This window comes from Cellvibrio sp. QJXJ, from assembly GCF_024452345.1.
In the GTDB taxonomy this organism is placed as follows: domain Bacteria; phylum Pseudomonadota; class Gammaproteobacteria; order Pseudomonadales; family Cellvibrionaceae; genus Cellvibrio.
Genome location: NZ_CP101662.1, coordinates 1234357 through 1258197 on the forward strand (window position 1 = coordinate 1234357; position 23841 = coordinate 1258197).

The following is a 23841-nucleotide window of genomic DNA, read 5'->3' on the forward strand; positions in this document are numbered from 1 at the left end:
TTATTCCTGATCTTCTGTTTTGCCGAAGCTGTCTTTTAAACTGATGGTACGGTTGAATACCGGCTTTTCTGCGGTACTGTATTTGCTATCCAAACAGAAATAACCTTGGCGCTCAAACTGGTAGCTATTGCCAACAACTGCACCTGCCAAACTGATTTCTGCTTTACAGCCCTGCAGAATTTCCAGACTATCGGGATTGATGCAATCGAGGAAATTTTTACCGCCGGCATCCGGTGCTTCGTCGGTAAATAAACGGTTATACAAACGCACTTCGCAATCGAGATTGTTGGTTGCCGATACCCAGTGAATAACGCCCTTGGGCTTTACACCATCCGCAGGATCTTTACCCAGGGTGCCTTCGATAATTCGTGCACGTACTTCAACAATATTGCCAGCAGAATCTTTGATCGCCTCATCAGCTTCAATTACATATGCCCCACGCAAACGTACACGCTTGCCAGTAACCAAACGCTTGTATTTTTTATTGGCTTCTTCGCGGAAATCTTCTTGCTCAATAAATACCGTTTGCGTAAATGGAATAGTGCGATCGCCCAAGTCATCGCGATTGGGGTGATTGTGCACAACCAAGGTTTCGACTTGTTCCGCAGGATAATTGGTGAGCGTCACTTTCAAAGGTTTCAATACACACATAGCGCGCGGGGCGCCTTTATCCAAATCATCGCGCACACAAAATTCCAGTACACCAACATCGACAATACCATCCGAACGGGTAACGCCGATACGCTCGCAAAAATCGCGCAACGCAGCTGGTGTAAATCCACGGCGACGCATACCGGATATAGTCGGCATACGCGGGTCATTCCAACCATCAACATGGTTTTCATCAACCAATTGCTTGAGTTTACGTTTACTCGTTACCGAATAATTAATATTCAAGCGCGCAAATTCATATTGACGCGGCACCGCTGGCACCGGCAAGTGTTGGATAAACCAATCGTACAAAGGTTTATGGTCTTCAAATTCAAGGGTGCAAATGGAGTGGGTAATTCCTTCAATTGCATCGCTTTGTCCATGGGCAAAATCGTATGAAGGATAAATGCACCACTTGTCGCCGGTTTGATGATGATGAGCCTTCTTAATGCGATAAATAATAGGGTCGCGCAAATTAATATTGGGTGATGACATATCAATTTTTGCGCGCAACGAGCAAGCGCCTTCCTCAAAGGCTCCTGCGCGCATTTTTTCAAACAACGCGAGATTTTCGTCCACACTGCGCTCGCGGAATGGACTGTTCTTACCCGGCTCAATCAAAGTACCGCGATACTCACGCATTTGCTCTGCACTTAAGTCACAAACAAATGCCAAACCATTGTTGATTAAATGTATAGCCCATGCGTGCAACTGATCAAAATAATCCGATGTGTAGCGCACAGCACCATCCCATTTAAAACCTAACCACTCTACATCCTGCTTGATGGAATTAACGAATTCTTCGTTTTCTTTTTCAGGATTGGTATCGTCAAAGCGCAAATTGCAGGCACCACCAAACTCTTCTGCCATCCCAAAATTCAGGCAGATAGATTTGGCATGGCCTATATGCAAATAACCATTAGGTTCCGGCGGAAAACGAGTAACAATTTTATTGTGTACACCCTGCTCCAAATCTTTGCGAATTATTTGTTGGATAAAATGTAAAGGTTTGGTTTTGATTTCGGTATTGCTCGTGTCACTAACATTGACCGCTGAATGATTTTCGCTCATGGAATAACAAATCCGTTAGGGTGGTATCGTGAATCAGGGATTATGAAAATTGGGAATCACACCGCCGGAGAAAACCGGACGGCATGTGGTGCTGAACCCATTGTACTGGCTCAACAGTATTTTTCATACCGCACTTATAATGCTGAATGGTCCACTGAAAAATGGTTATTTCGTAGGCGGTGCGGCACGATAATCACTACGCCGGTTTAACTGATAACGTCTTACTGCCTCATTATGCTGTGCCAGAGTTTCAGAAAACTCACTGGTACCATCGCCTTTTGCTACAAAATACAAAGCCTTACCCGCCGCCGGATTTAACGCTGCGCGTATCGAGGCAGCACTGGGTAGAGCTATAGGTGTTGGCGGAAGCCCTTGGATAACATAGGTATTGTAATCAGTCGCTTCCTGCAAATCTGCACGCCGAATACGCCCTTGGTAGCGATCACCCATGCCATAAATAACCGTAGGATCTGTTTGCAATTTCATACCCTGTTGTAAACGGCGAACAAAGACACCGGCAATCTGATCGCGCTCACTATGATGCCCCGTCTCACGCTCAATAATGGAGGCCATAATTAAGGCTTCATAACTCGATTTGTAAGGTAAATTAGGAGGGCGCTTCTCCCACTCTGCACTCAATAATGACAACATTTTTTGGTAAGCACCCTGCACTATTTCAACATCACTGGTATTGCGACTAAAACTGTAAGTGTCGGGAAAAATCCATCCCTCTAACTGGGTTACCGGAATATCTAATAACTCAATCTGCTCTTGCTCAGATTTACCAGGCAAAAGCTGCTTAACTGCATCAATCTTTGCCAGGGCGCTCAGTGCTTGCTTATACGTCCACCCCTCCACAAAAGTGACTTGATAAAGTACCACATCACCTTTGGACAATTTTTCTAGCAACGTTCTCGGCGTAGTTCCCTGTGGAAAAAAGTATTCGCCAGCATGAACCTTATTCAGATCAGTGGCTCGCGCATAAAGACGCAGCAAACGAGGATATTGAATGACCTGATCATTTCCCAAGGCATATGCAAGATGCCCCAATGACTGGCCGGGCTTTAATTCGTACCTATACCCCTGCTCAGAAATTGCAAGCGGTGTAGCGAGCCACTTTTGAACAAACATCCAGGCAAATGTCGCAGACATTAATCCTGCAAGATAAATAAATGCGGCAAAGCCCAATAATTTTACAGAGAGAGGGATTTTTTTGGTCATATTCAGATAGTCATCAATCAACACGCAAAAAGAATTGCTCGACCGAATTTTGCAGTTTGCGAGTCAAGGAATGCTGTGCAAAATTGGCAACAATTGCTGGCGCGGTACGTTGATCAACCAACCGATTAACCGGCCATATACCATAAACACTATTGCACAAGAATAATTCGTCGGCGCTGCACACAAAATCCAGACTCATCGCCCCCACTTCAACATTCAGCGCTAATTGGGGAGCCAAGTTTTCTAAAATAGTACGGCGCATAATACCTGCCACACCGCAGAAGGTCAGATCAGGGGTATATAGCTGCTTGTTTTTTACCGCAAATAAATTGCTGACTGTAGCCTCAATCAAATTACCCGAATCGTCCATCACCAAACCTTCGGCATACTCATCCTGCCACTCAGCACGCGCGAGTATCTGCTCCAAACGATTCAGATGTTTCATCCCTGCTAGAGACTTGTTGGTCGACAGACGCTGCTCACAGATTCGCACATCCACACCATTCAGATAATTACTGGAATGCAAGGGCTCAGCAGGAAAAACGCTGATGCAATAGGTCGGCTCCAGATCGAGTGGAATTCGATAACCTCGCCCACCCACCCCTCGGGTAACCTGAATTTTCACAACCGCAGCCATTATCGCAGCAGAGTGCAGCAGATTGAGCACACTTGTCAGCTGTGTCATCAACACAGATTCATTCAGGGGGATTTGCAACCGTTGCGCACTACTCACTAGACGATCACGATGAAAAAACCAGAGCGGTATTTCACCCGCGTGATAACGACAGGTTTCGAAAATACCATCGCCATAGGCAAAACCACGGTCCAGCGGCGAAATAGCCGCATCAAGGACACCGTTAACGCTAACAAAGGGAAGTTTTAGTGACATAGTTGCAGTCTATACAAAAACGCCGGACTGTCTCCAGTCCGGCGTCATTTTTTACATCATCACAAGTGATAATAATCCAAGCACTTACACCTTACGGAAAATCAATGAACCATTAGTACCACCAAAACCAAAGGAATTGGACAGAACCGCATCAATTTTGCGCTCTTGTGCGGTATGTGGCACCAGATTGAGATCCGCACAGGAATCTTCCGGGTTATCCAGGTTGATGGTTGGCGGCGCGACCTGATCGCGAATCGCCAGCACGCTGAATATCGCCTCAACGGCGCCAGCAGCCCCCAACAAATGACCAATCATGGATTTGGTGGAGCTAACAGCCACTTGCGCCGATGCTGCACCCATCACCGACTTAACCGCCGCACATTCCGCCTTATCACCAGCAGGCGTAGAGGTGCCGTGCGCATTAATGTAATTGATCAACTCAGGGGAAATACCTGCATCCAAAATCGCGTTACGCATAGACGCTGCAGCGCCTGAGCCATCTTCCGGTGGCGAAGTCATGTGATAAGCATCGCCGCTCATACCAAAGCCAATCAACTCAGCATAAATTTTTGCGCCGCGTTTTTTTGCATGCTCATACTCTTCGAGCACCAACACCCCGGCGCCATCACCCAACACAAAACCATCACGGTCTTTATCCCAAGGACGACTGGCCGCCTGCGGATTATCATTGCGAGTAGACAAAGCACGTGCAGCAGCAAAACCACCCAAACCTAATGGGGTTGTTGCCATTTCAGCACCACCAGCCACCATCACATCGGCATCACCGTACTGAATCATACGTGCGGCAAAACCAATACTGTGGGTGCCTGTGGTACAGGCGGTAGTAATGGCAATATTTGGCCCACGCAAACCATACATAATCGATAAATTACCGGAGATCATGTTGATAATTGCGCTGGGCACAAAGAATGGAGAAATACGACGCGGGCCTTTGTGCTCCAGAGTTGCAGAACCCTCTTCGATAGTACCTATGCCACCAATACCCGAACCGATTGAAACACCAATACGCCCCGCATTAGCCTCATTAATTTCAAGACCGGAATCACGAATCGCCTGAATACCAGCAACCATACCGTATTGGATGAATGGATCCATCTTGCGCGCTTCTTTGCCGGGGAAATAATCATCCACCACCAAATTTTTTACGGACGCACTAAACTGCGTGGTAAAAGCAGATGCATCAAAATGAGAGATAGTTGCCACACCACTCTTACCATTAACAATGCCATGCCAAGTATCCGCAACGGTGTTACCCAGGGAACTAATCATACCCAAGCCAGTGACTACAACTCTTTTACGTGACACCTTCGCGGTTCTCCTACATGACACATCGCTCAATGATTACCAGCGTTAGGGTAATTTTGCGCTCTGCTGCCGTCAGTAATCTTGATTATTCATTTGCTATATCACGCAAATGAACACGGAATAACAAAAAGAAAAAGCCGTACTATTTTGCAATAATACGGCTTTTCTAAACCAGAAATCAGCTAATCGCCAAATTAAACCGAGCCGGCAAATTACGCCAGGTTGGCATTGATGTAATCAATAGCCAATTGAACGGTAGTGATTTTCTCGGCTTCTTCATCAGGGATTTCAGTTTCGAATTCTTCTTCGAGAGCCATTACCAACTCTACGGTATCCAAAGAATCAGCGCCCAGATCTTCGACGAAAGAAGCTTCATTTTTAACTTCGTCTTCTTTCACACCCAGTTGCTCAGCAACGATCTTTTTTACGCGTTCTTCAATGCTACTCATGATGTTATGTAACTCCTAGTGGTTATGTATTCGAAACACCTGACAATTCAAACCAAACTTATCAAGTCTGGCGTTCCGCTCAAAATCGTCGCGCATTTTACATCGATTTTAAGATTGTTGTAATGCCAAGTGCTAAATTTCTTTAAAAATTAGAAAATAACCTTTAAAAAACAAAAGGTTATAATAAAAAATTACGACATATACATGCCGCCATTGACATGAATTGTCTCTCCGCTGATGTATCCACCCGCATCACTTGCCAGGAAAACAACCACGGAAGCAATCTCCTCTGGCGCACCAAGACGCCCCAAAGGAATACGCGACAACAACTGCTGCTTTTGCTCTTCAGGTAATACTTTGGTCATATCCGTATCAATAAAACCCGGCGCTACAGTATTAACAGTGATATTACGCGACCCTACCTCAGCTGCCAGAGAGCGTGCAAAACCCGATACACCAGCTTTGGTCGCTGCGTAGTTGGATTGCCCGGGGTTACCCATAGCTCCCACTACGGAACTGATATTAATGATACGACCCCAGCGAGCTTTCATCATGCCACGCAATACGCCTTTACTCAGGCGATAGATAGAGCTGAGATTGGTATTGATAACATCAAACCATTCCTCATCACTCATCCGCATCAACAGATTGTCTTTAGTGATTCCTGCATTGTTAACCAAAATCGCTGGTGCACCGAACTCCTCACCCACCTCTTTTAACAATGCGGCAACCGAGTCCGCATCGGTAACGTTCAATACCTTACCGGCACCGCGAACACCCAATTCGGCAAAGCGCGCAGTGACTTTTTCCGCGCCAGAAACGCTTGTCGCGGTACCAATCACAACAGCGCCCGCTTTGCCTAATTGCTCCGCAATAGCAGCTCCAATACCGCGACTGGCACCAGTCACCAATGCAACCTTATCATTTAGATTCATCATTATGTCTTCCTGAAAAAAATCAGTTCAATTTGTCGGTGAAAATTATTCAATCATCGCCAGTGCGGCACTCAATTCTTCAGGCTTTTCGACGGAGACCGTGCTTAGCTCTGAATTGATACGCTTATTTAGACCAGATAATACCTTGCCCGGACCGCACTCCAGTGTCAGCGAAACCCCTTTGGATGCAAGTGTATTAACGCACTCCACCCAACGAACAGGACTAAAGATTTGCTCAATCATTAATGCTTTAATTTTTTCCGGATTCATTTCAACCCCTGCTGTAACGTTATGAACAACAGGAATAGTTGGAATAGTAAAACTAGTGGCAGTAATTTGTTCGGCCAAACGTTCCGCGGCAGGACGCATCAACTCCGTATGAAACGGTGCACTTACAGGCAAAGGCAAAGCACGCTTCGCACCCGCCTCTTTACACAATATGCTCGCACGCTCAACAGCCGCAACGGCGCCTGCAATAACCACCTGACCCGGCGAGTTAAAGTTCACCGCAGAAACGACTTCACCCTGCTCTGCTTTTTTACAAGCGTCAACAATGAGCGCATCATCCAGCCCGATAATGGCCGCCATAGCCCCTTGCCCCGCGGGAACAGCTTCCTGCATAAACTTACCGCGCTGCTGCACAAGCTTAACCGCATCTTTAAATGCAACTACCCCTGCACATACCAGTGCAGACCACTCACCCAAACTATGTCCCGCCATAAATGCAGGTTGAGCGCCGCTCTTTTGTTGCCACACCCGATATACAGCGACACTTGCTGCCAACAATAAAGGTTGCGTGCGCTCAGTTAAATTAATGTCTTCTTGTGCACCAGTTTGCACCAATGCCCACAAGTCATATCCCAATACCTCAGAAGCCTCAGCGAACGTTTTCTGCACCGCTGGGAACTCTGCAGCCAATTCAGCCAGCATGCCAATTTTTTGAGATCCTTGACCAGGAAAAACAAAAGCAAGATGTTGAGTAGTCATAGTAATTAACGATTCTCTTTTATCACTAACAATTAATTGAGTTGAAATTCTTTTTGAATTAATAGAGGAATTTGCCGGACAACCTGTTCACGAGCAACAATTAACGCCTGCAAAAAAGCATTTATATTTGCATTGCCGTGACTTTTTATTACGGGCTTTTGCAACCCCAAAAGACTAGCACCATTGTATGAGGAGGGGTCTAATTCTCGTCGCATTTGGCGCAGTAGCGGCCACGCGAGAGTCGATAAAAATTTATTCAGCGCATTTTTATGTGCAATTTTAAACATTTTTTCCTGGGCAAATCGCGCAACTCCCTCACTGGCTTTGAGTGCGATATTGCCATGAAAGCCATCACAAACAATCACATCGACCACACCAGAAAAAATTGCACTCGCCTCTACAAACCCTGAATAATTTATACGCGAATCATTAATCATAAGCTGCCGCGCCAGTTGCAATACCTCAGTACCTTTCTGCTCTTCCGAACCGATATTAAGCAATGCAACACGTGGCGACACAACACCACCCGCTTTGGATAACACATTTCCCATTTGCGCAAACTGATGCAACTGCCCCGCAGTGCAATTAATATTGGCACCGAGATCCAGCATATAGGTTAAGCCCATATCAACCGGCATAGGCTTACAAATTGCCGGACGATCCACCCCAGGAAATGTTTTTACCAGAAACTTACTCATCGCCAGCAATGCACCGGTATTGCCTGCGCTGACGCAGGCATCAACCTTACCGCCACGCAACTGCTCTAAAGATAGCCACATTGATGAGCCTTTCTTATGGCGCAATGCAAACAAGGGATCATCGCTCATAGCAACAACCTCGGCAGCATGAAGCACCGATAGGCGAGCACTGTAGCTTTTATGTTTTGAAACAGAAGGAAGGAGCAGTGATTCATTACCAACAAGCAACAAATCTACATCGGGGTACTGAGCCACAAAAAGTTGTGCTGCAGAAATAGCAACGCGGGGACCTAAGTCCCCGCTCATAGCGTCAACCGCTATTCGAATTCTTGCCGACAAGGTGCAGTCGTCTTGAGTAAAAAATTACTCGTCGTTGCCTTTATCAATCACTTTACGGCCGCGATAGAAACCGTCAGCAGTCACATGGTGACGCAGGTGTTTCTCACCGCTGGTAGCGTCAACTGATAAGGTTGGGCCAGTCAAGGCATCATGTGAACGACGCATGTCGCGCTTTGAACGAGATTTTTTGTTTTGTTGAACTGCCATGGTTTGCTCCTATTTACTTACTCGTTGGAACCGAGGCGCCTCAGGGTTTCGGCGAGCTCTTTAATTGTTCCAACACCTGAAATGGGTTTTTCTCTCTTTTTACCTCTACCGGTTTGCCACTTGAATAAAGCTTGCTATCGATGCAAGGTTCTTCGTGATAAGCAACGGCAGGTAAACTTAACAGCAGCTCCTCTTCGATCATCTCGTAGAGATCTGCCATTCCCTCAGCCGCAATCCAAGGCTCAAAGTGTGGTGGCAGTTTATTTGCCCCATCTTCGTCCCATACAATTCCGAGTGAGATGTCGCTTTGAACAGGAACTGTTACTGGTTCTAAGCAACGCTGACAGATTAACGATAAATCAGCATGCGCAGTTCCAACAACAACCTTTTTCTTCTCCTCGCTAATTTTAAATTCAAGTTTTACCTGAATCTCTCCACCTATGCTTTCTGTAGCCTCAGTAACGCGAGGCAGGTCAGAAACAGCAATGCAACCCTCTAGAACAACGCCATGTTGAGCGAATTTCCGAGGATCACCCTGCCGTGGCAGAACTTTATTAGGAGGGGTCTTAATCATAAGCGCGCCATCATAGGGATATCGCCCTGCAGTGTCAAAGAAAAACTGGTTAAATAGCGCTATTTAGTGGCTTGAGAGTAGAATTGCACCCTTATTTAGCGTTTCTCCACTCTTAAAGTGCAGCCATTTCATGACACACCCAAAGATACTGCTCGCATCAAGCTCCATCTATCGCCGTCAGTTATTACAAAAACTGGGGCTAACCTTCGACTGGGCAAGCCCGGATATAGATGAAAGCCACCAACCAGGAGAAAGCCCTGCGCAACTAGTGTGCAGACTCGCTGAAACCAAAGCTCGCCACCTTGCCAGCACCTATCCAAACCGCTTGATTATCGGATCGGATCAAGTAGCAACAATCGACAACCGCATCCTCGGCAAACCCTATACCCATTCAAATGCAGTTATCCAACTCAGAAATTTTCGCCAACGCGAAGTCACCTTTTTGACGGGCTTGTGCCTACTCAACCCAACAACAAACCGCACCCAAACTAGTGTTGAAACCTATAAAGTCCGGTTTCGCAACTTGTCTGATGAGCAAATAGAAAACTACCTGCAGCGCGAGCAACCCTACGATTGCGCCGGCAGTTTTAAATCGGAAGGATTGGGGATTTGCTTGTTTGAACAACTTGCAGGTGATGACCCAAATACACTGACAGGCCTGCCACTGATTGCCCTCACCCAAATGCTTGCCAAAGAAGGAGTGGATCCACTCAATCAGCCAACCAGTTTTTCCCACGCAAGCAATTGATCAAACCGATTTAAACACAGCTCAGGCTGATAGCTGTGCAAGCGGTCAATATGATGCGCCCCGTAGCTGACCGCAATACGGGGCATATGAATGCGGCGCGCCATCTCCATATCGTATTCAGTATCACCTATCATCACCGCCTCGCCCGCTGCCACACCAAACTCATTCAGCAGCTCTTCCAGCATTAAAGGATCAGGCTTGGAGGCTGTCTCGTCGGCGCAGCGGGTAGCATGAAAAAAATCAGCCATACCCAGAACACCAAAGATGCGATCCAATCCCTTGCGGCTTTTTCCCGTGGCAATAGTCAATGTATGTCCATCAGCCTTAAGACGATGCAGAGTATCCATCACCCCAGGGAAAAAATCGGATGGACGAGCCTCATCAAGTGATAAAAAATGGGTCGCATAGGCATCGCGCAAACGCTGACGCCCAGGCAAATCAACTTCGGGATACAAGCGGTGAATGGCCTCCGGCAATCCCAGTCCAATAATATTGTGGATATGGTGATCAGCTAGCGGCACCCACCCCATATCCTGCGCAGCAAGCTGCATAGCGTTGGTAATTTTGGCTTTTGAATCACTCAGAGTGCCATCCCAATCAAAAATAAACAGCAATTATCCTCTCCACAACACAAGCTAACTAACAGCAGGCAATTTTCCCAAAGGGATGGCCAAATCAGGCGGCAAAGGAGCATCGACGCGAGTAATCACGTCAGACTCAGGCAAATAAAATGAGAGCGAAGAAGCATGCAAAAACAAGCGTTTTATACCCTGCCCGCGCATTGCTTCGTTGACCTCATCATTACCATACTTTTCATCCCCCACCAGCGCACAACCCGCATACTGTGCATGCACCCGAATTTGATGGGTCCGACCAGTAATCGGCCGCGCCTCAATCAAACTAAAACCATCAAAACGCTGCAACAGCTTAAACTCAGTCAAGCTGGGCTTACCCTCAGGGTGAATACGCACCACCCGCTCACCACCCGCCACTTCGGTTTTTAACAAAGGGGCATTAACTTGATGGACACGCTTGGGCCAATCACCAATCACCAACGCCTGATACACCTTGGTAATACCGCCAGCACCCGCAGACTTTTCACGCAAGGCAGCTTGCAAATGACGCAAATAGCTGCGCTTTTTAGCCACCATAATGCAACCAGATGTATCGCGATCAAGGCGATGCACTAACTCCAGATGACGCGCCTCAGGGCGCATTTGACGCAGAGTTTCAATCAAACCGAGCGTAATACCGCTGCCGCCGTGCACCGCCAAGCCGGGCGGCTTATTAATAACCAATAAGCCATCATCCTCAAACAAAATTGACCTGGATAACAGCGACATCATTTGATGACTAGCTTTCGCCTCTGTCCCAGCTTCAGCAGTCCTGATCGGAGGAACCCTGATCGAGTCACCCGCCATTAATTTGTACTCAGGCTTTATCCTTCCTTTATTAACTCGCACCTCACCCTTGCGAATCACATTGTAAACTTTCGATTTAGGCACCCCCTTAAGGCGCGCGATCAAGAAGTTATCGAGCCGCTGACCAGCCTGATCTTCATCGATAGAAATGATCATCACCTGAGCGAAGGAAGAATTTTCTACAGCTTGAACAGTATTTTCAGTGGATATTTTCATAGTCGCCATAATACTCGATACCATCAGATAACCGAACCCAGCGCTCGTCAAGCAGAGCTAAAAACTTGTGTAAATCACTGATTTCATTGCCGCATATAGGTAGAACTGCTATATTCAAACGGCTGATACAGGCTGGTTTCCGGATCGCGCGCAAAAGACAGGCGCATCACTAGGAAATACCGCTGACAGCAAGAGCGCCTGCTTATGCGCACACTAAAGCCTAAAGCTCCCGCTCTTGAAGACACTGACAACGGTAGAATGTAAGCCATGCTTGCCAACTACCCTAACAATTGCGTCAACCAATGTTGCACTCATTGTTAACACAGTTTTTGTTTTGTTGAACTCAAGAAAGCTCTATTTGTAAGATCCGGATAACAGCGTCGCACGCGTCGCAAAACATTGTCCGATGCTATTTTGCAGGTTGCAAATTTAATCCTGTGGCTTAATTGTTAAAGCTAACCGCATGATTGAGAGACCAATGTAATGATCAATTATCTTTACGACTGACACTCAATCAAGCCAGATTATAAATGAACAACCCGGTCACCCCAGGATGGACTCACCTGACCGACAACCACAATAAGCACTACAAGTAGGAGCGCCGGAACCCCCGGCGCGAATGAATGAGCCAAATGGGCCATCTGATTAGTAAAGGCTTGTTATTGCAGTCGCTGCAAAGCGATAACACTGCTTAAGCCGACAGGTAAAACCCACCAACCGCTAATGCGAGCCCTATCAACCGGGTAGCGCATTAGTCCACAAGGTTGCGCAAAACATCACCTATGTTGACCTTGATTGTCACGTCAGTCAGACGCTCACAGACAATTAGGTAACACATGAAAAGAATGCTCATCAATGCAACTCAACCCGAAGAGTTGCGCGTAGCGCTGGTAGATGGCCAATGGCTTTATGATCTGGACATCGAAAACCGCAACCGCGAACAAAAAAAATCCAACATTTATAAAGGGCGCATCACCCGCGTAGAGCCAAGCCTCGAAGCAGCTTTTGTTGACTACGGCGCGGAACGCCATGGTTTCCTGCCACTAAAAGAAATCTCCCGCGAATATTTCACCAAAAATCCCGGCGACTCAGATGGTCGCATCAAAATTAAAGATGTGCTGAAAGAAGGCACTGAAGTTATTGTGCAAATCGATAAAGAAGAGCGCGGCAATAAAGGCGCCGCCCTCACCACCTTTATCAGCCTCGCCGGCCGCTATCTGGTATTGATGCCCAACAACCCAAGAGCTGGTGGTATTTCACGCCGTATTGAAGGTGAAGATCGCGCCGAATTGAAAGATGCACTTGGCGAAGTAGAAGTGCCTAACGGCATGGGCGTAATCATCCGTACCGCCGGTGTGGGCCGCAGCTCTGAAGAATTACAGTGGGACCTCAATTACCTGCTTCAATTGTGGGAGTCCATAGCAACAGCCGCAAAAACCTCCCCTGCCCCAGCTTTTTTGTTTCAGGAAAGTAACGTTATTATCCGCGCAATCCGCGATTACTTACGCCAGGACGTCGGTGAAGTAATTGTCGACAATCAAGAAGCATTTGACCTTGCAGCAGGATTCATTCAACAGGTAATGCCGAATTATCGCAGCAAAGTAAAGCTGTACAAAGATGATATCCCCCTATTCAATCGCTACCAGATTGAATCTCAAATTGAGACCGCCTTTCAACGCGAAGTTAAATTGCCATCTGGCGGTTCGATTGTTATCGATGCAACAGAAGCGCTTGTTGCCATCGACATCAACTCCTCGCGCGCCACAAAAGGCGGCGACATCGAAGAAACCGCACTGCAAACCAATCTGGAAGCAGCAGATGAAATCGCACGCCAGTTGCGCTTACGCGACATGGGCGGCCTGATTGTTATCGACTTCATCGATATGCAACCCGTGCGTAATCAGCGCGAAGTTGAAAACCGTGTACGCGATGCCCTGATGATGGATAGAGCACGCGTACAAATTGGTCGCATTTCACGCTTTGGCCTGATGGAAATGTCTCGACAACGCCTGCGCCCATCACTCGGCGAAACTCACTCAAAAATTTGCCCTCGCTGTGATGGCGTAGGCAGCATTCGCGGCACCCGCTCACTTGCGCTATCAATCCTTCGCTTAGTGGAAGATGAAGCACAAAAAGAACGTAGCGCAGAAATTCGTGCTATCTGCCCTGTATCAGTTGCCACATATCTATTGAATGAAAAACGAAAAACCATCTCCAGTATTGAAGCGCGCAACAATACCCGTGTTGTGATAGTGCCAAGCGCTGAATTGATGACACCACATTTTGAAGTCCAACGCCTGCGCGACGACGACGAAGGAACCTTGGAAACAAGCTATAAAATAGTTGCGCACACTGACGAAGCAAAAGCCGACGAAGAAGACTTTAAGGCAAAACCCATTAATGCGCCCAAACCCTTAGTACAGCCGAGCAGCCCAAGTCAGCCAGCACCGGAGCCAGCCAAAAAACCAGGCCTTTTGTCACGTTTGTTTAGCTCAATTGGCAACATTTTTAGCGGCGAGAAAAATGAAGAAAGCAAAGGAAAGCGCGAGCACAAGCGCGATGGCCGTCGAAACCCCAGCCGAAATAATCGTCGCGATGGCCGTAACAACCGCCGCGATAAAGACCGCAAAGAAGACCGCGAGATCTTGGACAATCTGGAACACCGCAACGCCGGCGAAATAAAACCAGCGCGCGAGCAAGATAAGCGCGACAACAACAAAGACACCGATAAGCGTGAGGGTATTACTCGGGAGTCAAATGGCGAACAACGTCGCCCACGCAATAATCGCGATCAACAGCGCGATCCAGCACGTGAACAACAAGCTGGTGATGAAGAGCAGCGCCAACCACGCAACCGCAATCAGCGCCCGGAGCGGGAGAATCGTCGCCCACAGATTCGCGAGGAGGCTGTAGCCGCAAGCGAGACCGTACTTATAGACACTCAAGATGGCTTGGATGAAGGCGATGATCAGCGCCCCTCAAAGCGTCCGGCTGGACGTCGAACTCGCTCCCAGCAACGTCGGCGCTCACGCAACCATGACACCGAAAGCTCACCAATCAGTTCAGATGCAGAGCAAACTCAAGCAAACGAACCGAAGGTATTAAGTGAATCAGCTCAACTGGCACAGCAGATATCCGCAGCTATCGCCGAACACGCACAGCAGAAGCCCCAAGAGCCTGAAGGGCAAACAGCGGCTACCACTGATGACGATGCAAACATTGAATTGCCAGCATCAACACATCAGGAGGCAACTATTGCAGCTCCACTTAAAACTGCGGAGCAAGAAGTAGCTACAATTGAGAAACCTCAAGCAACAATTGATAGCGCACCTCTTGATATTGAAGAAACCAGAGAAACTCCCGACGCAGCAATCAAACAAAAAACTGCTCCCGAAGGCGAAACAAATGCCAACGAAGCAGAGACACAGATTGCAGCTCAAGCCGAAAATACTGCAACCCCAATTCGCGCAAGCAATGACCCAAGAAAAGCACCGAAACCAGTTGCTCAGGTTAATATTATTACCGAAACAATTGAGGCACCAATTTCACGTGCACTGGACACTAGCCTGCCCCCGAGCGTGGATCATAATCCCCGACCACTAAACAGACCCTCAAATGACCCAAGATTGAATAAACGCAACAACTCGGAACAATAACTTTCGCCGCAAAAAACTGAAAAGCCGAATTGGAAACAATTCGGCTTTTTTATGATCAACTAGAAAATTAAAAATAATTACATTTAATATCAAGCCATAAAATTTTAAAGTTTTCTCTTGCCCAAAAGTAAAACCTAGGTATAATTTGCGCCACTCGGAAGGGTGGCAGAGTGGTTTAATGCACCGGTCTTGAAAACCGGCGTAGGTGCGAGCCTACCCAGGGTTCAAATCCCTGCCCTTCCGCCATACATGAAAAAGGCGCTAGAGAGATCTAGCGCCTTTTTTATTTTGTATGTCCCGTCAATCGAAACCATTCCCCATCCTGACAGTCAAAGAGGAACCACTGAAGCCTCAGCCATAACCTCGATAATTCATCTTGAATACTTGGCTTTATAGCCGGTAGTTTGTATTATCAAAATCAGGTAAACGAAAATTGATGCACTTAAACGGAGATAAACATGCAAGAAGTTTATAGCACCAAAGCAAGTCACTCGGTAGGCCAAGTAGAATCAAGTAAAGTGTTGCGCAATACTTACATGCTTCTTGGCATGACATTGGCTTTTAGCGCGGTTACCGCTGCAATCTCAATGGCAGCAGGACTTGGGCATGGCGCAGGACTTATCATGAGCCTTGTAGCAATGGGGCTAATCTGGTTCGTATTACCAAGAACAGCCAATTCCTCAACAGGTCTTCTGGTGGTATTTGCTTTTACTGGATTGATAGGCGCTGGTCTCGGCCCAATATTAAATAAATACCTAAGTATGACCAACGGTTCGACAATCATAATGCAAGCTCTCGGAGGCACAGCAGTTGTATTTGTTAGCCTCTCAGCCTATGTATTGACCACACGTAAAAACTTTAATTTCCTCGGCGGATTTGTTGCCGTTGGCATGATATTGATGTTAGTTATTATGCTGTTCCTGATTGGAGCCTCATTTTTTGGCTACCAGTTTTCAGGTCTACACCTGGCATTCTCAGCAGGCATTGTTCTATTAATGTCAGCATTAATCCTTTATCAAACAAGCGAAATTATTCATGGCGGAGAGAGCAACTATATTCTCGCCACAACAAGTCTGTACTTGTCGATCATTAACTTATTTACCAGCTTATTACATCTTCTCGGTATATCTAGCGACGAGTAAACCTCCAACTATTTCGCTAGGGGCTCCTTAATGGAGCCCTATTTTTTTGATGGCATGAATAATTTATGATTTTTTCCCTAGCTGTATACGCCCCACCTTACTCATCGCAGGCCAGTCATACAGCCTACGAGTTTGCAAAAGCACTTCTCCACAAAGGCCACACACTGCACAGAATTTTCTTTTATCACGATGGTGTGCACAATGCATCTTCATTAGGAACACCACCTCAGGATGAATTTGACCTATACCAAGCATGGCACAACCTCGCCCAACAATATGACTTGGTTATTTGTATAGCTGCCGCCCTAAAACGGGGAATATTGAATAGCGAAGAAGCTTTGCGTTATAACAAGCCAGCACACAACATAAACAATAGTTATTCAATTAGCGGATTAGGACAACTGGTAGACGCCACAATAACATCTGATCGCGTTATTACTTTTGGGTAAAAAAACCTATGAAAAAAAAATTGCTGGTTATCAGTCGTCGCGCACCCTATGGCACCAGTCTGGCCCGTGAGGCACTTGATGTGACCCTCGCCGCATCCGTTTATGATCAAGATATTGGCATGTTGTTTATGGATGATGGAGTATTTCAACTTATTAAAAATCAAAGCCCGGAAGAAATCACTCAAAAAAATCTTTCGGCCACACTTTCCGCCTTATCACTTTACGGTGTTGATAATATTTATGCACATAAGGATTCATTAGAAGATCGAGATCTTAAAATCAATGAACTTATTTGGGATGACATCAAAATCTTGACAAGCGAAGATGTAAAAAACCTATTAGACCAACAAGATCATCTACTGAGTTTTTAGCATGAGTACGCTGCACACAATCAATAAATCCCCTTATTCAAATAGCTCTCTATCATCTTGCATAAAGGTATGCTCAACATCTGATGCAATTTTATTGTTAGAGGATGGGGTATTTGGCGCAATTAAATCATCACCAGACTCCGTACAATTACAAGAGTTAATTCTCTTGGGAGTCCGCGTATTTGCAATTAGCGCTGATGTTAAAGCTCGTGGATTAACAGAAAAACTGATGACATCCGTTGAACTGATTGATTACGACAGCTTTGTTCAACTAACCATCGAACACCGCTGCGTTCAGAGCTGGTATTGAGCAATGCACATAACAGTAGATGGTAACCAGATAGCGCTTGATAAAGATGGCTATCTAATCAGTTTGAATGACTGGACTCCAGCTGTTGCAATCCAGCTAGCACTACAAGAAAAAATTGCACTCACAGATGCACACTGGGAAATAATCACTCTACTGCAATCTTTTTATCAAGAGTATCAAATCTCTCCCGCAATGAGAGCCTTTGTAAAATATACAGAAAAAAATCTGGGCATAGACAAGGGCAAGAGCATTTATTTGCTTGGTCTGTTTCCGCCCAGCCCCGCAAAAATCGCAAGCAAAATTGCCGGCTTACCTCGACCAACCAATTGCCTGTAAAGACCAATTATTCGTTTTTGCTCTTAAAGTAATCTGCTGTCAATTTAATTACTACCGGACTCAGCAAAAGCAAAGAAAACAAGTTTGGTATTGCCATCAGAGCATTGAGCGTATCAGCAAGTAACCATACGAAATCCAAATGAAATACTGCACCTGCAAAAACTGCGAGAACCCACAATATCCTGAAAGGAAATATGGCTTTCTTCCCGGCCAAATACATCCAGCAACGCTCGCCGTAATAACTCCAACCTAGAATAGTAGTGAACGTAAATATAATGAGCGCAAAAGCCAATAAGTAACCACCAATACCGGGTAATGCAGACTCGAAGGCAGAGGAAGACAGACTTGCGCCCCGCGCTCCGCCATCCCATACACCGGTGCAAATGATTACCAGGCCAGTCATGGTACAGATGACAATTGTATCTATGAATGTCCCGGTCATACCAATCAGGCCAGAGCGCACAGGGCTATCAGTTGCCGCCGCTGCCTGTGCGATACCAGCCGTTCCCAACCCAGCCTCATTAGAGAAAATACCCCTGGCAACGCCGTACTGTATAGCCATCAGCACTGCTGCGCCAGCAAAGCCGCCAGTAGCAGCAACAGGAGTAAAAGCATGTGTAAAAATAAGAGAGAACGCGGCAGGCAACTGAGAGGCATACAAAATAAGTACAGCCAACGACATAATTATGTAACCAATACACATAAAAGGAACTAATGATGCCGCCACTTTTGCAATGCGCTTAATTCCACCCAAAATAACCAGTGCAACCACCACTGTTGTTACCAAACCTGTTACCCACGTCTCTATCCCAAAGGTGACTTTTATTACCTCAGCCATACTATTTGACTGCACCATATTGCCAATCCCAAAACCTGCCAATCCACCAAACACAGCAAACACAAAACCCAACAAATGCCATTTTTTACCTAACCCATTTTTAATGGCGTACATTGGGCCACCACTACACTCTCCTTTTGAATCAACATCTCGGTAATGAACCGCAAGCACTATTTCCGAATACTTGGTTGCCATGCCAACCAAAGCTGTGCACCACATCCAGAAAAGGGCTCCCGGCCCCCCTAAAAAAATAGCCGTTGCGACACCGGCAATATTTCCAGTGCCTACAGTTGCAGACAATCCGGTCATGAGCGCCTGAAAAGAACTAACATGGCCCTGTGCCCCAACATCCTTTGAGCGTCCTTGCCACATCAAACAAAATCCCAAGACGATTCGACGGATAGGCATTCCCCTCAACATCACCATCAAAAACAAACCGGTTCCGAGAATAAGTACCAACATGGGCACACCCCAGACCAAATTGTTTAATTCCGTCACAAGCTTATGGATGTAATCCATCAATATCACCTCCCAGAAAAAGCATAAAAAAAAGGGGCCTAAGCCCCTTTTTAGAATCGCAGGATTTACGCTGCCTCAATTGTTTTGATGGTACCTTTTGGAAGCACGGCATGCACAGCAACTTTCTGAAACTTAAGCTCTACATTATTGCCAGTTTCAAGGACAACATAGTTTTCATCGACTTTGATAATTTTACCCAACATTCCACTTGTCATGATTACCTCATCACCTTTAGCCAAGGCAGCAACGAGATTCTGGTGCTCCTTTTGGCGCTTACGCTGAGGGCGAATAATGAGTAAATACATAAATAAAAACATGCCGCCGAACATAAGCAAGGTAATCATTGGATTACCTTGTGGGGCAGGAGCAGCTTCAGCTTGGGCCATCGCAGATGCTATAAAGAAACTCATGAAACTAACCTCAAAGAATAAAGAGCGCTAACTTTACCTGTTTTGAAACATACAGGCAATTAGCGCCCCTTAAATCAGAGGCAAAGGAAGGGATGAAGCAAGAATCAGGCGTAATCGCGAAATAGCTTTCTGAAAACGCTCGGAGAAAGACCCGTCCAACGCTTAAAAGCATTGGTAAAACTAGTTCTATCCGAAAAATCCAACACCTTTGAGACATTGTCAACGCTCATATGCTCATCTATCAGATACTTAATTGCATAATGAAAGCGCAAAGCGTCTCTGATTTGAGCGAAGTTAGCGTTTTGGTTTTGAAGTCGCCGCTGCAAAGTGCGTTTTGATAACTTTAAATCCTCTGCAATTCGGTCAATTGATAGATCCTCTCGACCAACACGCTGCTTCAAAGAGTCAATAACTCTGGCAGATACCCCCTCAAAGCGAGGGATTTCGGCAAGAGACAGGTACTCTTCGTAGGATCTTACATCAGATCCAATAAAGGAGTTTTCTGAAGAACCTTCGTTGTTTCGGTAAATTCGCTGTAATTGAATCATCCAGGCGTCTCCTTTGCCAATTAAGGGCAGTTATAGAATTAAGGAGTGTCACTTCTCAGCCAAACCAAAGCCAATAGTATCGATATCATCCTTTTGTCAATCAAGCCACACTCGACATGGACGATTATAGTCTATATCCATTTACAACAAAGAGAAATGCGTACAATTTTCACATACAGATATTTTTTATATCACATTTTAATATAAAAGGATAATTTAAATGCCATTTCGCAGTATCGCGAGTACATCCTGATCATGAGTCTTGGTATTTACCTTATCAAGCACGTGAGATAGGCGCCCTTCTTTGTTGATAATAAAGCTGGTACGAACAATCCCCATAAACTCTTTACCCATAAATTTCTTGAGTGCCCAAACGCCGTAAGTTTCAGCAACAGAGTGATCTTCATCCGCCAGTAAATCAAAATTCAAATCATATTTATCAATAAATTTGGTCAGCTTCGCAGGAGAGTCAGGGCTTACACCCAACACAATAGTATCTAGCTTTTCGAATTCACTTCGTGATTCCTTGATACCACAAGCTTGAACAGTACAACCAGGTGTTGATGCTTTAGGATAAAAATATAAAACAATGTTTTTTTTACCTTTAAAGTCTTTTAGTGAAACCTTTTCACCATTTTGGTTCTGCAATGAAAACGTCGGGGCTAAATTACCGATTTTAGGGAAGCTCATAAAAACAAACCTTAGATAAAAAAATTAAAAAATAAAATTTTATACGTAAATAAATGATCAGAGGATCATTTCTCTTAGTCATGAAAAGTACCAAACAAGGCTTCTTTTTCATCGGCAGTAACATTGGTAGTTGTATCAACAGGCAAAATAGTTGGCCCCTTGACTAAATTCCTACCTGCATATTTTGCTTGATACAACCAGGCGTCCACTCGCTCAATAAATCCTTGGGGACTGTCTGTATCAGTGGCTTTAAACTCATCAACTCCCAAACTTGCAGTCAGATAAATTAAATTATTACCAACTTCAAGAACACTATTGGCAATTGAAAAGCGCAAGCGCTCAGCGACATTATTCGCTTGATACAAATCGGTATTTGGTAACACGATTGCAAATTCTTCCCCACCGAACCGACAAGCAAAATCCAGCTTGCGAATTGCAACAGCAATTAATTGTGCAACGTGAATTAGCGCCTGGTTGCCAAGCTCATGCCCCCACCGATCATTAAACTGTTTAAAATGATCTATATCGAGAATAATCAATGATAATGGCTGGATGGCACGACGGGTTCGTTCCATTTCCAAGGGCAATATGTTGGAAAAAAAACGAAAATTATACAAGCCAGTAAGCGCGTCAGTTTGGACCTGATGGCGTAGGTCATTAACCTCGTTACGCAAGGTTAGCAATTCATCCTTAAATTGACAGCTCTGCCCTGAGGATGGGCAACATAAAGGCAAATCACCTGTTGAGTGAGATAAGGAATCCATATGCTCTTTCTAGTTGAGAGTTGCCCAATGAATAACGTCGAGAAAGTCTAGACGAATTCGCTTACCAGCAGCTGAAATTATCATCACCGCAATATGAAATATTAATCGCGATAAATTTTCAACAAGTCCCCATAGTGATCAATGCGGCGATCGCGCAAATAAGGCCACATCCGACGAACCGCTTCACTGCGTTGTAAATCGATTTCAACTACTGCATTTACTTCTTGATCTACAGGGGCTACCCACAAAAATTCACCTTGCGGTCCAGTAACGAAACTACTGCCCCAAAAATCCAAGCCACAACCGCCAGCTGGGTCAGGTTCATGCCCTACACGATTAACGCTAACCACGGGCAAACCATTTGCAATTGCATGGGCGCGCTGGACTGTAATCCACGCTTCGCGTTGGCGATCTTTTTCGCCCTCGTCTTCGCTTGGAGTCCAACCAATGGCTGTTGGGTAAATTAATAAATCAGCGCCCGCCATTGCCATTAGGCGTGCTGCTTCAGGAAACCATTGGTCCCAACACACTAAAACACCTAGCTTTCCAACTGATGTTTGGATGGGGTTAAAGCCCAAATCGCCGGGGGTAAAATAAAACTTTTCATAGTAACCCGGGTCATCCGGTATATGCATCTTGCGATACTTTCCCGCAATAGAACCGTCGCGCTCAATGACAACCGCAGTATTGTGATGCAAACCAACACCGCGCTTTTCAAATAAAGACGCAACGATAACAACATTTAATTCCCGAGCAAGATTACCTAATGCTTCTGTACTAGGCCCAGGGATTGTCTCGGCCTGATCAAAATGATCACTGATTTCCTGCTGACAAAAATACAATCCACGGTGAAGTTCCTGCAAAACTACTAGTTCCGCACCTTGCGCGGCAAGTTTGCGAATATTTTCTAAGGTTTTAGTAAAATTAGCAGCAATATCTGCGGTGCATGATTGTTGGACAACACCAATATTTAACTTTCTTTTAATGCTTTGATTGCGCATTAGAGTGGCTCCAAAACACTTTCGGGAATTTGCATGGTAATGCAATGAAGACTACCGCCCTGCTCTATCAAGGCATTGCACGGAATCCCCATAATTTCAAACCCGGGAAATGCTTGTGATATTACTTCCAGTGCATCTTCGTCCATTGGCAAATCATATATGGGGACCAATACTGCTTCATTGATTATGAGAAAATTGGCATAGGTAGAGGGTAGCCGCTCGTCGCTATCGCGCCCCAACACAGGGCCAGACCAAGGCAGCGGCAATAAACGATAGGGCTCGCCATCTGCATTAGTAAACGTTTTTAACTGGTCTTCCATTTTTTTCAACTCAATATAGTGTTCATCCTGCTTATCATCGCAAGCCGTGTAAACAATAGTATTGTTGGGGCACAGGCGCGCCAAAGTATCTATATGACTATCTGTGTCGTCGCCGGCAAGATAACCATGATCGAGCCAATTAATTTTTCTAATCCCGAACGCCGCTTTTAAACGCGTTTCAATCTCTTCTTTGGTCAAATGAGGATTGCGATTTTTATTAAGTAAACAAGATGATGTTGTGAGTAAAGTACCTTGACCATCAGTTTCTATTGAACCGCCTTCAAGCACCCAATCCTGTACCTCTATAGTCGCGTAGGGAAATGCTTTCTGAGAAAATAATTGTTGTGATATTTGATTATCTTTTTTGTGAGGAAATTTATTTCCCCATCCATTGAACTGGAAATCCAATAATTTAAATCCGTCTGCAGTTTCAACTGTAAGTGGGCCATGATCGCGCGCCCATGTGTCGTCACTTTCACAAGGATACAAATAGATGTAATCCATGGGGGCGCCCATGGCTTCAAGGCGAGTATAAACCTCGTCAACCATGGCTGAAGGCACTGCAATAACTACGTCAGCATAATCTACGATAACCGTTGCCAGAGCCTCATAAAGCTCGGTGACATCCTCCAAAATCCAGTTCCAGCCGGTATTTTTATGCGGCCAGGTCAGCATGACCGCATCCTGTGGCTCCCACTCTGCGGGCAATCGTTGAGTAGACATAAAAACACCTCGTTACAAAAGAAAATGGCCAG

General features: G+C 45.7%; 26 protein-coding genes and 1 tRNA gene. 8 read left to right on the forward strand and 19 right to left on the reverse strand.

Annotation, left to right across the window (positions count from 1 at the left end):
• From NNX04_RS05210 to NNX04_RS05255, 10 genes are all read right to left on the reverse strand, one after another.
• A complete protein-coding gene (locus NNX04_RS05210; protein ID WP_261947698.1) occupies positions 1-1722 on the reverse strand; it encodes a glutamine--tRNA ligase/YqeY domain fusion protein in 1722 nt (573 codons plus the stop codon).
• A gap of 165 nt (positions 1723-1887) precedes the next feature.
• Entirely contained in the window at positions 1888-2967 is a 1080-nt protein-coding gene (mltG, locus tag NNX04_RS05215; protein ID WP_261947699.1) for an endolytic transglycosylase MltG, read from the reverse strand.
• On the reverse strand, positions 2957-3832 hold the full coding sequence (pabC, locus tag NNX04_RS05220) for an aminodeoxychorismate lyase (protein ID WP_261947700.1): 876 nt from the start codon (positions 3830-3832) through the stop codon (positions 2957-2959). The genes mltG and pabC overlap by 11 nt, the downstream gene beginning before the upstream one ends.
• An 84-nt stretch (positions 3833-3916) precedes the next feature.
• The gene (fabF, locus tag NNX04_RS05225; RefSeq protein ID WP_007640686.1) at positions 3917-5158 is read right to left on the reverse strand and encodes a beta-ketoacyl-ACP synthase II; all 1242 of its coding nucleotides are present in this window, start codon (positions 5156-5158) and stop codon (positions 3917-3919) included.
• A 212-nt stretch (positions 5159-5370) separates the two neighbouring features.
• The gene (gene acpP, locus NNX04_RS05230) at positions 5371-5607 is read right to left on the reverse strand and encodes an acyl carrier protein (RefSeq protein WP_007640684.1); all 237 of its coding nucleotides are present in this window, start codon (positions 5605-5607) and stop codon (positions 5371-5373) included.
• A gap of 191 nt (positions 5608-5798) precedes the next feature.
• Complete coding sequence (gene fabG / locus NNX04_RS05235) at positions 5799-6542, reverse strand: 3-oxoacyl-ACP reductase FabG (RefSeq protein ID WP_261948393.1); 744 nt, start codon at positions 6540-6542, stop codon at positions 5799-5801.
• A gap of 45 nt (positions 6543-6587) precedes the next feature.
• Complete coding sequence (gene fabD, locus NNX04_RS05240; RefSeq protein WP_261947701.1) at positions 6588-7529, reverse strand: ACP S-malonyltransferase; 942 nt, start codon at positions 7527-7529, stop codon at positions 6588-6590.
• A gap of 32 nt (positions 7530-7561) precedes the next feature.
• Positions 7562-8533, reverse strand: coding sequence for a phosphate acyltransferase PlsX (gene plsX / locus NNX04_RS05245; protein WP_410004079.1), 972 nt, complete (start codon positions 8531-8533; stop codon positions 7562-7564).
• A 57-nt stretch (positions 8534-8590) separates the two neighbouring features.
• Positions 8591-8773: a 50S ribosomal protein L32 gene (gene rpmF, locus NNX04_RS05250; protein ID WP_040391629.1), complete on the reverse strand. Its 183-nt coding sequence runs from the start codon at positions 8771-8773 to the stop codon at positions 8591-8593.
• 40 nt (positions 8774-8813) lie between these two features.
• On the reverse strand, positions 8814-9347 hold the full coding sequence (locus NNX04_RS05255) for a YceD family protein (protein ID WP_261947703.1): 534 nt from the start codon (positions 9345-9347) through the stop codon (positions 8814-8816).
• A 130-nt stretch (positions 9348-9477) separates the two neighbouring features.
• Between NNX04_RS05255 and NNX04_RS05260 the strand changes: the two genes are divergently transcribed.
• Positions 9478-10095: a Maf family protein gene (locus tag NNX04_RS05260; protein ID WP_261947704.1), complete on the forward strand. Its 618-nt coding sequence runs from the start codon at positions 9478-9480 to the stop codon at positions 10093-10095.
• On the opposite strand, the gene NNX04_RS05265 is transcribed toward NNX04_RS05260, so the two are convergent.
• Both NNX04_RS05265 and rluC read right to left on the reverse strand, forming a co-directional pair.
• Positions 10062-10709, reverse strand: coding sequence for an HAD-IA family hydrolase (locus NNX04_RS05265; protein ID WP_261947705.1), 648 nt, complete (start codon positions 10707-10709; stop codon positions 10062-10064). The two genes, NNX04_RS05260 and NNX04_RS05265, sit on opposite strands and share 34 nt — an antisense overlap.
• Positions 10710-10730: 21 nt before the next feature.
• A complete protein-coding gene (gene rluC, locus NNX04_RS05270; protein WP_410004080.1) occupies positions 10731-11732 on the reverse strand; it encodes a 23S rRNA pseudouridine(955/2504/2580) synthase RluC in 1002 nt (333 codons plus the stop codon).
• An 836-nt stretch (positions 11733-12568) separates the two neighbouring features.
• On the opposite strand from rluC, the gene rne reads away from it, so the two are divergent.
• The 7 genes from rne to NNX04_RS05305 all read left to right on the forward strand — a co-directional run bounded on the left by rne (position 12569) and on the right by NNX04_RS05305 (position 17996).
• Positions 12569-15388, forward strand: a complete 2820-nt coding sequence (gene rne / locus NNX04_RS05275) for a ribonuclease E (protein WP_261947706.1) — start codon at positions 12569-12571, stop codon at positions 15386-15388.
• Positions 15389-15544: 156 nt separating this feature from the next.
• Positions 15545-15634, forward strand: a tRNA-Ser gene (locus NNX04_RS05280).
• Between the two features lie 212 nt (positions 15635-15846).
• Positions 15847-16530, forward strand: a complete 684-nt coding sequence (locus NNX04_RS05285) for a Bax inhibitor-1/YccA family protein (protein WP_261947707.1) — start codon at positions 15847-15849, stop codon at positions 16528-16530.
• Between the two features lie 65 nt (positions 16531-16595).
• Positions 16596-16979 (forward strand): sulfurtransferase complex subunit TusD, encoded by a 384-nt coding sequence (tusD, locus tag NNX04_RS05290; protein ID WP_040391627.1) that lies wholly within the window; start codon positions 16596-16598, stop codon positions 16977-16979.
• Between the two features lie 8 nt (positions 16980-16987).
• On the forward strand, positions 16988-17350 hold the full coding sequence (gene tusC / locus NNX04_RS05295; protein ID WP_261947708.1) for a sulfurtransferase complex subunit TusC: 363 nt from the start codon (positions 16988-16990) through the stop codon (positions 17348-17350).
• Between the two features lies 1 nt (position 17351).
• Positions 17352-17660: a sulfurtransferase complex subunit TusB gene (gene tusB / locus NNX04_RS05300; protein ID WP_261947709.1), complete on the forward strand. Its 309-nt coding sequence runs from the start codon at positions 17352-17354 to the stop codon at positions 17658-17660.
• A gap of 3 nt (positions 17661-17663) precedes the next feature.
• Positions 17664-17996, forward strand: a complete 333-nt coding sequence (locus tag NNX04_RS05305) for a TusE/DsrC/DsvC family sulfur relay protein (RefSeq protein WP_261947710.1) — start codon at positions 17664-17666, stop codon at positions 17994-17996.
• A gap of 7 nt (positions 17997-18003) precedes the next feature.
• Here the strand turns inward: NNX04_RS05305 and NNX04_RS05310 are convergent, their stop codons facing one another.
• From NNX04_RS05310 to NNX04_RS05340, 7 genes are all read right to left on the reverse strand, one after another.
• Entirely contained in the window at positions 18004-19353 is a 1350-nt protein-coding gene (locus NNX04_RS05310; protein ID WP_261947711.1) for an alanine/glycine:cation symporter family protein, read from the reverse strand.
• A gap of 65 nt (positions 19354-19418) precedes the next feature.
• Entirely contained in the window at positions 19419-19763 is a 345-nt protein-coding gene (gene yajC, locus NNX04_RS05315) for a preprotein translocase subunit YajC (RefSeq protein ID WP_040391622.1), read from the reverse strand.
• A 104-nt stretch (positions 19764-19867) separates the two neighbouring features.
• A complete protein-coding gene (locus NNX04_RS05320) occupies positions 19868-20311 on the reverse strand; it encodes a helix-turn-helix domain-containing protein (RefSeq protein ID WP_261947712.1) in 444 nt (147 codons plus the stop codon).
• Between the two features lie 216 nt (positions 20312-20527).
• The gene (bcp, locus tag NNX04_RS05325; protein WP_261947713.1) at positions 20528-21001 is read right to left on the reverse strand and encodes a thioredoxin-dependent thiol peroxidase; all 474 of its coding nucleotides are present in this window, start codon (positions 20999-21001) and stop codon (positions 20528-20530) included.
• Positions 21002-21075: 74 nt separating this feature from the next.
• Positions 21076-21765: a GGDEF domain-containing protein gene (locus NNX04_RS05330; protein ID WP_261947714.1), complete on the reverse strand. Its 690-nt coding sequence runs from the start codon at positions 21763-21765 to the stop codon at positions 21076-21078.
• Between the two features lie 101 nt (positions 21766-21866).
• The gene (locus NNX04_RS05335) at positions 21867-22766 is read right to left on the reverse strand and encodes a carbon-nitrogen hydrolase (RefSeq protein WP_261947715.1); all 900 of its coding nucleotides are present in this window, start codon (positions 22764-22766) and stop codon (positions 21867-21869) included.
• Complete coding sequence (locus NNX04_RS05340) at positions 22766-23809, reverse strand: agmatine deiminase family protein (RefSeq protein ID WP_261947716.1); 1044 nt, start codon at positions 23807-23809, stop codon at positions 22766-22768. Before NNX04_RS05340 ends, NNX04_RS05335 begins: the two co-directional genes overlap by 1 nt.
• Between the last annotated feature and the right edge of the window lie 32 nt (positions 23810-23841).

Coding starts and splice junctions, on each gene's coding strand:
- NNX04_RS05210 (WP_261947698.1), bottom strand. CDS start 1,722: ATGAGCGAAAATCATTCAGCGGTCAATGTTAGTGACACGAGCAATACC.
- pabC (WP_261947700.1), bottom strand. CDS start 3,832: ATGTCACTAAAACTTCCCTTTGTTAGCGTTAACGGTGTCCTTGATGCG.
- acpP (WP_007640684.1), bottom strand. CDS start 5,607: ATGAGTAGCATTGAAGAACGCGTAAAAAAGATCGTTGCTGAGCAACTG.
- fabG (WP_261948393.1), bottom strand. CDS start 6,542: ATGAATCTAAATGATAAGGTTGCATTGGTGACTGGTGCCAGTCGCGGT.
- fabD (WP_261947701.1), bottom strand. CDS start 7,529: ATGACTACTCAACATCTTGCTTTTGTTTTTCCTGGTCAAGGATCTCAA.
- plsX (WP_410004079.1), bottom strand. CDS start 8,533: ATGAGCGGGGACTTAGGTCCCCGCGTTGCTATTTCTGCAGCACAACTT.
- rpmF (WP_040391629.1), bottom strand. CDS start 8,773: ATGGCAGTTCAACAAAACAAAAAATCTCGTTCAAAGCGCGACATGCGT.
- NNX04_RS05255 (WP_261947703.1), bottom strand. CDS start 9,347: ATGATTAAGACCCCTCCTAATAAAGTTCTGCCACGGCAGGGTGATCCT.
- NNX04_RS05260 (WP_261947704.1), top strand. CDS start 9,478: ATGACACACCCAAAGATACTGCTCGCATCAAGCTCCATCTATCGCCGT.
- rluC (WP_410004080.1), bottom strand. CDS start 11,732: ATGAAAATATCCACTGAAAATACTGTTCAAGCTGTAGAAAATTCTTCC.
- rne (WP_261947706.1), top strand. CDS start 12,569: ATGAAAAGAATGCTCATCAATGCAACTCAACCCGAAGAGTTGCGCGTA.
- NNX04_RS05285 (WP_261947707.1), top strand. CDS start 15,847: ATGCAAGAAGTTTATAGCACCAAAGCAAGTCACTCGGTAGGCCAAGTA.
- tusD (WP_040391627.1), top strand. CDS start 16,596: ATGATTTTTTCCCTAGCTGTATACGCCCCACCTTACTCATCGCAGGCC.
- tusC (WP_261947708.1), top strand. CDS start 16,988: ATGAAAAAAAAATTGCTGGTTATCAGTCGTCGCGCACCCTATGGCACC.
- tusB (WP_261947709.1), top strand. CDS start 17,352: ATGAGTACGCTGCACACAATCAATAAATCCCCTTATTCAAATAGCTCT.
- NNX04_RS05305 (WP_261947710.1), top strand. CDS start 17,664: ATGCACATAACAGTAGATGGTAACCAGATAGCGCTTGATAAAGATGGC.
- NNX04_RS05310 (WP_261947711.1), bottom strand. CDS start 19,353: ATGGATTACATCCATAAGCTTGTGACGGAATTAAACAATTTGGTCTGG.
- yajC (WP_040391622.1), bottom strand. CDS start 19,763: ATGAGTTTCTTTATAGCATCTGCGATGGCCCAAGCTGAAGCTGCTCCT.
- NNX04_RS05320 (WP_261947712.1), bottom strand. CDS start 20,311: ATGATTCAATTACAGCGAATTTACCGAAACAACGAAGGTTCTTCAGAA.
- bcp (WP_261947713.1), bottom strand. CDS start 21,001: ATGAGCTTCCCTAAAATCGGTAATTTAGCCCCGACGTTTTCATTGCAG.
- NNX04_RS05330 (WP_261947714.1), bottom strand. CDS start 21,765: ATGGATTCCTTATCTCACTCAACAGGTGATTTGCCTTTATGTTGCCCA.
- NNX04_RS05335 (WP_261947715.1), bottom strand. CDS start 22,766: ATGCGCAATCAAAGCATTAAAAGAAAGTTAAATATTGGTGTTGTCCAA.
- NNX04_RS05340 (WP_261947716.1), bottom strand. CDS start 23,809: ATGTCTACTCAACGATTGCCCGCAGAGTGGGAGCCACAGGATGCGGTC.